The sequence below is a fragment of the Flavobacterium antarcticum DSM 19726 genome (genome assembly GCF_000419685.1).
Lineage (GTDB): Bacteria > Bacteroidota > Bacteroidia > Flavobacteriales > Flavobacteriaceae > Flavobacterium > Flavobacterium antarcticum.
Map to the genome: position 1 here is coordinate 319,937 of NZ_ATTM01000005.1, position 12,802 is coordinate 332,738.

A 12,802-nucleotide genomic window follows, 5' to 3' on the forward strand; every position below is an offset into this window, starting at 1 on the left:
TGGATTGAAAAAAGAACTTAGAGAATAATGGTCCGTTCGTCTAGGGGTTAGGACGCCAAGATTTCGTCTTGGTAACAGGGGTTCGATTCCCTTACGGACTACTGAATTAGTTGTAAATAAGTTTTATAAAATAAAAAACTGGTGTCTCGGTTTTTTGTTTTGTTAGTTAAAACCAAAGTGATTGTTTTTCAATTGTGGGAGGTTTTTCTTTTTTAACTAGTATTTATAATAATTATTACATCTAAAAATTAAAAAGAAATGGCAAATCATAAGTCAGCATTAAAAAGAATTAGAAGCAACGAAAAAAGAAGAGTATTAAACAGATACCAACACAAAACTACTCGTAATGCAATTAAAGCTTTACGTTTAGCTACTGAGAAATCTGATGCTACTGCTAAATTATCAGCTGTAATTTCTATGGTAGATAAATTGGCTAAAAGAAACATCATTCACAGTAACAAAGCTTCAAACTTAAAATCTAAGTTAACGAAACACGTAGCTAAATTGTAATCATTTACTTTTAGTTATATATAAAGAAAAGCACTCAGGGATGAGTGCTTTTTTTATGCTTATAAATGTCTGCTTTTTTTATTCTTTTATACGATTTAAGATAATTTGGAGCATTTCTTTTGTCAGTGGTTTTGGTAGAAAGTCTACAACCATTGAAAATTCCTTTGAACGTTCAATGTCGTTAGGGTCAATTGAGGAGGAAAGTAAAATTACTTTAGTAGTCTCGTAATATTGTCTGTAAAGTGTCGCGCTAAACTGCTCTAAAAACTCCCATCCGTCCATTACAGGCATGTTGAGGTCAAGTAAAATTACTAACGGTGTTTTAGAATTTTGATTTTCCTCTATCACCGCTGGCCGTTCTAAGTATTCAATGGCTATCTCGCCATTTGCCGCCGTAATCACTTGTGAAGAAAATTCCGCTTTTGACAATACTAGTTTTGATAGTAGCAACGCGATCGGATCGTCGTCAACACACATTACCTTTTCAATTTTCATTAATTGCTGTTTTTAAAAATTACTGTAAAACGAGTTCCTTTGTCAACTTCACTTTCTAAGGAAATGGAGCCACCCATGCTTTCAATTTGAGAACGCACTAAGTATAATCCTAGTCCTTTACTTCCAGGATAATTATGGAATCGTTGGTACAATCCAAATAGTTTATCCTTATATTTTTTCAAATCAATGCCTATTCCGTTATCTTCAAAAATTAATTCAGTGGTATGTTCACTACGAATTAATTTTATATGTACTACCAATCGGCGCTTTTTTGAATGATATTTCAGTGCATTTGTCAGCAAGTTAAGTAAAATACTTTCCAAATATGCTTTATTAGAAAAAATAATATCACTTTTCTTAATATCTAATTGAAGGTCAGGATTATTTTTTTCTACTAGGCTGTTTATTTGTGTCAGCACATTCTTTATCGACTCTGAGACATTTATATTGCTTTTTTCAATAGAAGGATTGTCTCGAATAATCACGACTCTTCCTAAATCGGAAATTGTTTCATTCAGAAGCTTTGTTGATTTTGAAAAACCATCAATAATAATTTGCAGTTCTTCGTCCTTTATTTCGATGTCCTCAATTAAGCGGAGAAGTCCTTTTAAATTAGAAAGTGGCGCTCTTAAATTGTGTGACGTTATATAGGAAAATTGCCGCAAGTCCTTATTGTTTTGAGTCAATTCACTAATAAGTTGCTCCTTTTCTTTTTCTTGTTTCTTTTCTTGTGTAATGTCTCTTTTAATGGAGATCCAATGGGTATGTTCATTTTCCTTGTTGAATACAGGAACCATGCTGAATTTTACCCAGTATTCTTCACCATTTTTTCTATAGCTCAATGTCTCGATCTCGCATTCTTGTTTCTTTCTCAAGCAATCTGAAAGTTCTTTGAAAACCGGACTTCCTTCGTCCATTTGCAAGGTGTCAAGCATTGATTTGTTGACAATTTCAGAAAATTCATAACCAGACATTTGAGTGTAGGCTTCATTAGCAAATATTACATTAGGTGCTAATTGGTTGGAAATTTCAGCATCGGTTATTAAAATAGCATCTTTTGCATTTGTGATTACTGTTTCTAACAATTTCAATCGTTCCTCTTCTTGCTTTTTTCCAGAAATATCTTGCATCGCACCAATCATTCTTACGGCTGAATTATTCTTGTCAATCACTAAAAAGCCTCGGTCAAGAATGTATTTGTACGTGCCGTTTTTACACATGAACCGGTATTCGTCTTGCCATTTCTCTACTTTTTGTTCAAGAAAGGAATATAGTTTTACGGACATCTTAATGCTGTCTTCCGGATGGATGCGATCAAACCACCATTGCGATGTTTCCTCAACATCTGATTCTTCGTAACCAAAGACATTCTGAATTCCTTTGTTCCATGTAATTTGGTTGCTAGATACGTTCCAATCCCAAACGGTGTCACTGGTAGCCTTGGCAACAATATCATAGCGTTCTTTCGATTCTTTGATTTCGTCGTTTACTGCTTTTTGTCGCTTAACAAGGTTTAAACTCTCCTTTATGTTTTTTGTAATTAAATACCTGAAGGTAAGACCGCTGAGAATTATAAAAATGAGGTAAGAGAAAAAGTGAAAAAAAAGCGCATCGGTAGAGTTTGGTATCACTTTAATAATAAATACGCTGGCGATTGCAAGTAAAATTGACGCTAGTATAAATAAAAGAGTAACTCTATTGGCTTTGTTTTTCATCTCCTCAAATATAAAAAAAAACTTGCGATAATTTAAAAATTTCGGCAATTATGGGTAATTTCTGCTTTATTTTTTTGCACTAAATTCTATTAATTACATTATTAAACAGTTAAGTGCATTTTTTTTAATTATTTTTTTAAAAAAAGCGTACATTTGCACCCACAAAAAATATTAGATGGAATCTATAAGAAACATTGCAATTATTGCCCACGTCGATCACGGTAAAACTACTTTGGTGGATAAAATTATGTATCACTGTCAACTTTTTCGCGATAACGAAAATACAGGTGACTTAATCCTTGATAACAATGACTTGGAACGTGAAAGAGGTATTACTATTACTTCTAAAAACGTATCAGTTCAGTATAAAGGAACAAAAATTAATATTATTGACACTCCTGGTCACGCCGATTTTGGTGGTGAAGTAGAACGTGTTTTAAACATGGCCGACGGTGTTTGTCTGTTAGTAGATGCTTTTGAAGGTCCTATGCCACAAACGCGTTTCGTATTGCAGAAGGCAATCGATTTAGGTCTAAAGCCATGTGTAGTTATTAATAAGGTAGACAAAGAAAATTGTACGCCAGAGGAAGTACACGAAAAAGTTTTTGACTTAATGTTTGAATTAGGTGCTTCTGAAGAGCAGTTGGATTTCCCAGCAGTTTACGGATCAGCTAAAAACAACTGGATGTCTGACGATTGGAGAAACCAAACTGAAAATATCGAGCCATTATTAGACATGGTTATTGCAAATGTGCCTGCTCCTAAAGTTTCTGAAGGAACACCACAAATGTTAATTACATCTTTAGATTTCTCTGCTTTTACAGGTCGTATCGCTATTGGTCGTCTTGAAAGAGGTGTTTTGAAAGAAGGAATGCCAGTTTCTTTGGTAAAAAGAGACGGAAAAGTAATCAAATCTAGAATTAAAGAATTACATACTTTTGAAGGTCTTGGTCGTAAGAAAGTACAAGAAGTAATTGCTGGAGATATTTGTGCGATTATTGGAGTTGAAGGATTCGAAATTGGTGATACAATTGCCGATATTGACAATCCAGAAGCCTTGCAAACCATTGCTATTGATGAGCCTACGATGAGTATGTTGTTCACAATTAACGATTCACCATTCTTTGGTAAAGAAGGAAAGTTTGTAACTTCTCGCCACATCAGAGAACGTTTGACAAAAGAGTTAGAGAAAAACTTAGCAATGAAGTTAGGAGAAACTGATTCTGCTGATAAATTCATGGTTTTCGGTCGTGGTGTACTTCACTTATCTGTTCTTATTGAAACAATGAGAAGAGAAGGGTACGAGTTGCAAATTGGTCAACCACAAGTTATTATCAAAGAAATTGATGGTAAAAAATGTGAGCCAATTGAAGAATTAACAATCGATTTACCCGAAAATCTTTCAGGACGTGCTGTAGAATTTGTATCCATCCGTAAAGGAGAAATGCTTTCTATGGAAGGAAAAGGAGAGCGTATGATCATCAAATTTAACATTCCATCTCGTGGAATTATTGGTTTGAGAAATCAACTATTAACTGCAACTGCAGGTGAGGCGATTATGTCACACCGTTACATTGGATATGAGCCATTTAAAGGTGAAATTCCAGGTCGTAACAACGGTTCGTTAATTTCTATGGAAAACGGAAAAGCAATTCCTTATTCTATCGATAAATTACAAGACAGAGGGAAATTCTTCGTTCATCCGAATGATGAAATTTACGAAGGTCAAGTAATCGGAGAAAACTCTCGTAGCGATGATATGAGTGTGAACGTGACTAAAATGAAAAAACAGTCTAACGTTCGTTCTTCTGGAAATGACGAAAAAGCGAGAATTATTCCTCCAGTTATTTTTTCTTTAGAAGAAGCTTTAGAATACATTCAGAAAGACGAGTATGTTGAGGTTACACCTAAATCGATTCGTTTGAGAAAAATATATTTGACAGAAACAGATAGAAAAAGATTTAAAATCTAAGTTTTTTAAATTCAAATATTTAAAATCCCAAATTTCAGTAAATGGAGTTTGGGATTTTTTTTATGCATGTTTTTGGAATTTGGAATTTTTAGAATTGGTTTTTTTATTCAGGAGCTAATCCGGCTATCCATTTCAATCTTTTGTTTTTTAAAGAAAAAAACAAAAGGATTTCCATTTCTATCCGGGCTAAAAAAAAAGCCAAAGATGAAAAATCTTTGGCTTTTGAAATTGTATAAAACGTAAATTAGTAACCAGTTAATTATTCCAACCTTTGCGTCTTGGCGCCTTTGCGAGATATATTAAAAACTTTTAATTGAAAAAAAAAAACATCAGCAGTTTTCTCCTACATATAAGTAACTTTCTTTGCCTTTACCACAAAGTACAATCCAATAATTACAAACGGAATACTCAGCCATTGTCCTGTTGAAAGCATTCCCAAAGCAGATTCAAAACCGCCTTGACTTTCTTTTACAAACTCAACAATAAAACGAACGGTAAATAATAAAACCAAGAATAAGCCAAACAATAGTCCTTGTTTTTCTTTCATATCCGTTTTCCAATATCCGTAAAATAATACTAAAAACACAAAGATATATCCAAACGCTTCATACAATTGAGACGGATGTCTAAATGGAATTGCCGCTAAAGTATCTGCAAACTGATTATTGTTTTCCAAAGCGTGATAAGCTGCATTTTGATTTGGAACGCCTGTTATTTGCTCTACATTTCTGCCTGCCCAAAATTCATCTTCGCGGACAAATTTCACCGCATAGAAATTATCACCAGAAGTGGTATGACCGTAAATTTCAGAATTGAAAAAATTTCCCAATCGTACGAAAATTGCGCCACTTGCCACAGGAATTACCACACGGTCTAAAACCCATAACAAAGGACGTTTCATTACTTTCTTGCTGAAGTAAAACATGAAAATGATAATAGCTATTGCAGCACCATGACTTGCTAAACCACTAAAACCGGTAAATTGAAAATGAGGTTGTGTTTTAAACGGAAGAAAAACACTCAACGGATCTTGAGAAAACAATTCCGGTTGGTAGAAAATAACGTGTCCCAATCGGGCTCCAAGTAAAGTAGCGAGAACAGTCCAAATGAACAATGAGTCTAATTTTTCTATGGGTTCATTTTCATTTTGAAAAATATGTTTCATAATGTACCATCCCAGTCCAAAAGCAATAACAAACATCAGGCTGTAATAGCGAACCATAAAAAAACCCAAATCTATTCCTTCTGAAGGATTCCAAACTATTCCCAATATATGCATTAGTGTAATTTTATTTTGTTTTTAATTTTGTAAAAATAGAATTTTGAAATGAAAACCCATCTAAAATTATATTAATGTTTATGATTGCAATTTTTTGGAGGCACAGGATCGTAGCCGCGCTTTCCCCAAGGATGGCAACTCAAAATCCTTTTTGCACCAAGAAATCCACCTTTAAAGAGTCCGTGAATTTTCAGTGCTTCCAATGTATACTGAGAACAAGTAGGTTCGAACCGGCAAGCGGAAGGTAAAAAAGGAGAAATACCTAGCTGATAAAACCGAATTAAGAGTACAAAAGGTGCTATCAATATCTTTTTTATCATGTCGTAAAATCTTGAAAAGTTTTTTAGATGGTAAACGTAGTTCCGTCTTTTCCGTCTTTTAACTGAATGCCCAAACCAGTTAATTGATCGCGAATTGCATCAGACATCTTAAAATCTTTATTGGCTCGAGCCAAATTACGCATTCCAATCAGCATATTTACCAATCCTTCTACTTTGTCAGAAGTTTCAGCGTTATCTTTTACATTTTCCAATCCTAAAACGTCAAATATAAAGGCGTTAAATGTTTTTTGAAAATTTTCTAAATCAGAGTTTGTTAATGTTGCCGTTCCTTCTTTCAAAATATTGATGAATCGAACGCCTTCAAAAAGATGTGCAATTAAAATGGGACTGTTAAAGTCGTCGTTCATCGCATCATAACAATCTTGTTTCCATTTCTTGATGTCAAGTGTAGATTTGGCTTGACCGGAAATTTCTTTCACATTAGAGACCGCTTCCATTAATCGATTGTATCCTTTTTCAGCAGCAACAATAGCATCATCAGAAAAATCTAAAACACTTCTGTAATGTGCTTGAAGCATAAAAAAACGCGTAACTGAGGCGGAGAATGCCTTGCTTAAAATCGTATTGTCTCCTGATAATAATTCGCCAGGCAAAATATTATTTCCAGTCGACTTTGCCATTTTCTTGCCGTTCAGCGTTAACATATTGGCATGCATCCAATAATTAACCGGTGTATTTCCAGTACAAGCTTGGTTTTGTGCAATTTCACATTCGTGATGCGGAAATTTCAAGTCCATTCCGCCACCGTGGATGTCAAAATGATTTCCCAAATATTTCGTACTCATTGCCGTACATTCCAAGTGCCAACCCGGAAAACCATCACTCCAAGGAGAAGGCCATCTCATGATGTGTTGCGGTTCTGCTTTTTTCCAAAGTGCAAAATCTTGTGGATTTCTCTTGTCACTTTGCCCGTCAAGTATTCGGGTATTTGCCATCATGTCTTCTAAATTTCGGCCACTTAGAATACCATAATGGTTGTTTTCGTTGTATTTTTTTACATCAAAATAGACGGATCCATTTGAAATGTAACCAAAACCATTTTCAATGATCTTTCTAATTACTTCAATTTGCTCAATTAAATGGCCAGTTGCTGTAGGTTCAATACTTGGCGGCAAAAAATTAAAACGCTTCAAAATATCGTGAAAATCTACAGAGTAGCGTTGCACGATTTCCATAGGTTCTAATGCTTCGAGACGCGCCTTTTTTGCAATTTTATCTTCACCTTCATCTGCATCATCCACCATGTGACCTACATCCGTAATATTTCTGACGTACCGAACCTTATACTCTAAATGCAATAAATAACGGTAAATAACGTCAAAAGACATGAAAGTCCGCACATTACCAAGATGCACATTGCTGTAAACCGTAGGTCCACAAACGTACATTCCCACATTTCCTTCGTGAATAGGTTTGAACAACTCTTTTTCACCTGAAAGGGAATTATAAATAGTAAGCAATTGGTCTTTATATAATGGCATTTTGGTTTGTTTTTTTGGAGCTGTTTCCTGCTATACGTTTTATCTTTTCCTTGCTAAAGAAGCAAGAAAAAGGATGCCACTGCTATCAGGGCTATGGATTCTGTTTCCGAAATTAAAATTTGGTATCCATCTGAATGTAGTTCAGAAATTCACGTCGTGTACTTTCTTCCTTAAATTTTCCTCCAAATTCAGAAGTTACTGTGCTACTTTCAATATCACGAATTCCTCTTGAATTTACGCAAAGGTGTTTTGCATCAATTACACAAGCCACGTCATCTGTATTCAAGGCAATTTGAAGTTCTTGAACAATCTGCATGGTTAAGCGTTCCTGTACTTGTGGACGTTTAGCATAATAATCTACAATCCGATTCATTTTTGACAAACCAATTACGCGACCGCTTGAAATATAAGCAATATGTGCTCTACCTATTATAGGAAGTAAGTGGTGTTCACAAGTGGAATATAAGGTAATGTTTTTTTCAACTAACATTTCGCCGTACTTGTAGTTGTTTTCAAATGTAGAAGCACTTGGTTTTTTAGCGGGGTTCAATCCTCCAAATAATTCCTGTACAAACATCTTAGCTACACGGTTTGGAGTGCCTTGGATACTATCATCTGTAAGGTCCATTCCTAAGGTTTGTAAAATTTTTTCAACATCAACTTTAATTGATGCAATTTTTTCGTCATCCGTTAATTCAAAGGCATCTTTTCTAACGGGATTTTCTGCACTCGTTGCAATGTGGTTGCTTCCAATTTCGTCTTGCAAATCGTTGGTATTTATCATGAATTGTTTTTGTTTTTATTGTCTTTAAAAAGAAAGAGGCAAAGATAAATAATAATATCTTAAGAAATTCTAAAGGTGTTAAAATTAAAAATTAAACAAATCACAATAATTAATACGTTATTTTTTTGTAAATTTCAGCGCCTAAAATTATAAGTTATATGAAAAATAATTACTTTATAGCATTTTTTCTAATGTTTATGAGCTTTTTGTCCTACTCACAACAGGCTCCAGATGTCTTTGTTGAAATACAGCCGGGAGCTTTGCCGTGTTATCCTGGTGCATGTACCACTTTAACAACTTTATACAGTGGAGCCAAGCCTACAACCGACTATACGGTAGCGCCAATCATTTATTCTCCACTGTTTGATTTCGATGATCCAACAGCATTACAGATTCCAATTCCAACGACAGGGAATACAGATGATTTTTGGTCAAAGGACGTATTTCCACTAATTTTTCCATTTTGTTTCTACGGAGTAAATTATGATAACTTACTTGTGGGTTCTAATGGTGTACTGAAATTTGGTCCTTTAGCTGAATTAAATGCGATCAAAGGGCAGTTTTGTCCTTACAATCTAAATGATATTTTAATCCCTAATGCGAATTTTCCAAGTTCAGGTAATAAAGTATTAAATGCTATTTACGGCGTTTATCAGGATATTGATTTTGGCTCCGGTATTGGAAGTATTAATTATAAGGTTTTTGGAACGTATCCAAACAGAGCGTTCGTTATGAATGTATCTGGAGTGCCGCAATGGCCCGCTGGGTCTAATGGTTCTAATAAACAGACGACACAGATTGTATTGTACGAAACCACTAATATTATTGATATTTTAGTGATGCGTCGATTCCCTAGTACTGCAAGCTGGAACGAAGGTGTTTTAGGAATTCAAAATGCAACTGGAACAAAAGCCGCTTGGCCAGGAATGCCTGGATCTCCTGTAGGAACTCCAAATAGAAATACAGGAACTTGGGCCACAAATAATGAAGCTTGGCGTTTTACTCCTTCAGGAACGGGAACAGAAACAGTTAAATTTGTTTGGAAAAATGAGGCAGGGGTGATTATTCTTGAAGGTACAGGTGCAGATTTTAGCACAATTGAAGTTTGCCCTGATTTTGCTCAAACTTATTCCGTTACGGCAACATTTACAAGATGTGATGGTAGTACCGTTACAACGGATCCTGATTATTTTTTATTGGAGATTGCAGATCCTTTGCCTGTTTTAGATCCGCAAAACATAAATATTTGTACCAATGTATTTCCTTATGGAGTAGATATAAATCAAAATGCAGCGATGTTGGACGGAGTGCCTAATGCTTCTGATTATGAAATACTATATTTCTTGGATGTAGAAGATGCCCAGAATCAATTAGATACTAATCAAATACCGACCGTAGGGAACGAAACTATACTTTTTATTCAAAACGGTGATCCAGTTAATGTTTTTGTTTTGATTCGAGAAGCATTTGGAGGTTCTTGTATAAATGTCAGACTTTTTAAAGTAATAGGCGGTACTCCAGCGGGAGATTTTACCTATCCTGAAGATGCAAGTGATACAAATGTGGACACTTCTACGTTCTGTTTTAATTCTACAAATGCATTAGCACCGGTTTTCGATCCAGTAGACGGATTAACAGATGGAGGAATTTATACAGTTGACCCACCTACAGGATTAAGTATCAATCCAACCACTGGAGTATTAGATCTAATGGGTGCTGCAGCGGGAACGTATACTATTAATTATGACATTGCTGAAAACACAGCACCAGGTGGTTGTCCGGCTTTTAATGCCAGTACAATCGTCGTTATAGAATCGTGTTTGTCTGCAACTGTTAGTAATTCGGGGCCTGTTTGTCAGGGAACGTTAACGTTTGATTTATTTGCTGATTACACGGAAGTGGTGGGACAAACTACTACTTATGAGTGGAAAGATAACGACGGAGTTGTAGTATCTACAGTGCAAGATCCAGTTGGTGTACCTGTACCAGCAACCGCGGGAACATTTAATTATACACTTGTAATTACTCAGAACGGTACGCCGTCAGAAGTTTTTACTACTATTTTAACCGTTCACCCAAAACCTACTGCTAGTTTTGTATCCACTTCAACTACAATTTGTACCAATGCTTCAACTACTTTATTATTCAGCGGAACTCCTCTAGCTTTAGTTACATTTAGTGATGGAACGACTACTTATCCAGTGACTTTAGATGCAACAGGAAATGGGAGTTTTGACACTTCAGCTTTAGGTGTAAATACCACTTTTACTTTAGTAGATGTTACGGGAACCACGACACCTGCTTGTGTGGAAAATTTAAATGCTTCTATATTAATTTCGGTAGGTTTGCCAACGGCTTCCATCGTCAAATTTACCGACGCTGTAATTTGTTCAGGAACAGCAACAGGATTAGAAATCACGGGAACACCGGGATCGACGGTGACTTACACTAGAGACGGTGTAACGCAAGCTACAGTTGAAATTCCTGCCTCAGGAAGTTTTACAATTCCAACAGGTATTCAAACCGTAACGGCAACAAGTTCTTATACTTATGAGTTAACGAACGTACAAAGCAACAGTACGCCACCTTGTTCAGACGCAATCACAGGACAAAGTGCTGTTTTAACTGTAAATGCATTGCCAACGGCAACAATGGCTGCTGTAAATACTACGATTTGCGAAGGAACAAAAGCGACCCTAAACTTCAACGGAACGCCAAACGCTATTGTGACATATAACAATGGAACTGCAAATGCAACCATCACTTTAGACGCAACAGGAAATGCATCTTTTGATACGCCTTTACTTTCCACAGAAACTACGTATACATTANTAAGCGTTGAAGTGACCAATACCGTACTTTGTTCACAAACCCTTACCGGAAATGTAGTGATTTCAATAAATAAAAACCCGGTAATNACCACACAACCTGCAGGAGCTACAATCTGTGTAAATACAAACAANANATTTNGCGTTGCAGCAACAGGAGATGGTTTANCCTACCAATGGTTCTTTAACGGAACANTANTTCCAGGAGCAANAAGCATTAATTACACCGTAACCAATGCAACCGTAGCGGATGCAGGAGATTACACAGTAGAAGTTTCGGGAATTTGTGGAACGCCTGTACTTTCAGATCCNGCNACCCTAGTGATTACACAAGTAACNAACATAACAGTTCANCCCCAAGCCTCTACTACAGTTTGTGCGGGACAACCTATTAATTTAAGCGTTACAGCAACAGGAACAAATTTAACGTACCAATGGTTTAAAGGAGCGACTCTTTTNACAGGAGAAACGAATACAACATTGAANATTACCTCTGCAACTACAACCAGTGCAGGAATATATACCGTAGTAATNACAAACCCATGCCAAAGTNTAACATCCACTACNGCCGAAGTAATTGTAAACGAATTACCAGCGATAACNGNTCANCCACAAGGAACAACCATTTGTGAAGGACAAGGCATCAACTTGAGCGTTACGGCAACAGGAACAGGAATTACTTACCAATGGTATTTAAATGGAACCCTNCTTCCNGGAGAAACAGCCAATACGTATAGTGATGCAACTGTGACTCTTGCCGAAGCAGGAAACTATACGGTAACGGTAAGCGGAATCTGTGCCCCAGCAGTCACTTCAGCCCCAGCGGTAGTGAATGTAAACCAAGGAGCNACATTTACNCAACAACCNGTACCAACTACAATCGTTTGTTCAGGCGAACCGGTNACACTAAGNGTTGCCACAACAGGCGGNACAGGCGTAAGNTANCAATGGTTCAAAAACGGAAACCCAATTGCAGGTGCGACTGCAACCACTTTTANTTTNACNGCATCAACCGTAGCTGATTCAGGAGATTATGTTTGTCAAGTAACTGTTGCCTCTTGTGGAGTCATCANCTCAAACACGGCTTCAGTAACAGTAAACCAAGCACCAGGAATCGCNACACAACCTACCAACAAAGAAATTTGCGTAGGCAGTACAACTATGTTTTATGTTGGCGCTACAGGAACAAACTTGACCTACCAATGGTACAAAGGAACAACAGCAATTCCAGGAGAAATTACAGATACCTACACGATTCAAAATGCTACCGAAGCAGACAGTGGAAGTTTCTATTGTGAAATTACAAGTGCATCGTGTCCCAATATTAAAACGGTAACGGTAACCTTACTAGTAAAACCATTGCCATTTGCTACCATAGCAGAAGACACACCATCTAC

General features: G+C 36.3%; 8 protein-coding genes and 1 tRNA gene. 3 read left to right on the plus strand and 6 right to left on the minus strand.

What is annotated here, in order from left to right; all coding sequences use genetic code 11:
* Positions 1-29: 29 nt before the first annotated feature.
* Positions 30-101: transfer RNA gene (locus YWA_RS0110875), tRNA-Glu, on the plus strand.
* Positions 102-258: 157 nt separating this feature from the next.
* Positions 259-510, plus strand: a complete 252-nt coding sequence (rpsT, locus tag YWA_RS0110880) for a 30S ribosomal protein S20 (protein WP_022828538.1) — start codon at positions 259-261, stop codon at positions 508-510.
* A 78-nt stretch (positions 511-588) separates the two neighbouring features.
* Here the strand turns inward: rpsT and YWA_RS0110885 are convergent, their stop codons facing one another.
* Both YWA_RS0110885 and YWA_RS0110890 read right to left on the minus strand, forming a co-directional pair.
* On the minus strand, positions 589-1,005 hold the full coding sequence (locus YWA_RS0110885) for a response regulator (RefSeq protein ID WP_022828539.1): 417 nt from the start codon (positions 1,003-1,005) through the stop codon (positions 589-591).
* Entirely contained in the window at positions 1,005-2,720 is a 1,716-nt protein-coding gene (locus YWA_RS0110890) for a PAS domain-containing sensor histidine kinase (RefSeq protein WP_022828540.1), read from the minus strand. The genes YWA_RS0110885 and YWA_RS0110890 overlap by 1 nt, the downstream gene beginning before the upstream one ends.
* A gap of 175 nt (positions 2,721-2,895) precedes the next feature.
* Between YWA_RS0110890 and typA the strand changes: the two genes are divergently transcribed.
* Complete coding sequence (typA, locus tag YWA_RS0110895) at positions 2,896-4,692, plus strand: translational GTPase TypA (protein WP_022828541.1); 1,797 nt, start codon at positions 2,896-2,898, stop codon at positions 4,690-4,692.
* Positions 4,693-5,035: 343 nt separating this feature from the next.
* On the opposite strand, the gene lgt is transcribed toward typA, so the two are convergent.
* The 4 genes from lgt to folE form a co-directional block, all read right to left on the minus strand.
* Entirely contained in the window at positions 5,036-5,971 is a 936-nt protein-coding gene (gene lgt / locus YWA_RS0110905) for a prolipoprotein diacylglyceryl transferase (RefSeq protein WP_022828543.1), read from the minus strand.
* A gap of 71 nt (positions 5,972-6,042) precedes the next feature.
* A complete protein-coding gene (yidD, locus tag YWA_RS0110910) occupies positions 6,043-6,291 on the minus strand; it encodes a membrane protein insertion efficiency factor YidD (protein ID WP_022828544.1) in 249 nt (82 codons plus the stop codon).
* Positions 6,292-6,314: 23 nt separating this feature from the next.
* On the minus strand, positions 6,315-7,793 hold the full coding sequence (gene cysS / locus YWA_RS0110915; protein WP_022828545.1) for a cysteine--tRNA ligase: 1,479 nt from the start codon (positions 7,791-7,793) through the stop codon (positions 6,315-6,317).
* Positions 7,794-7,905: 112 nt separating this feature from the next.
* On the minus strand, positions 7,906-8,577 hold the full coding sequence (gene folE, locus YWA_RS0110920; protein WP_022828546.1) for a GTP cyclohydrolase I FolE: 672 nt from the start codon (positions 8,575-8,577) through the stop codon (positions 7,906-7,908).
* Positions 8,578-12,802 lie beyond the last annotated feature (4,225 nt).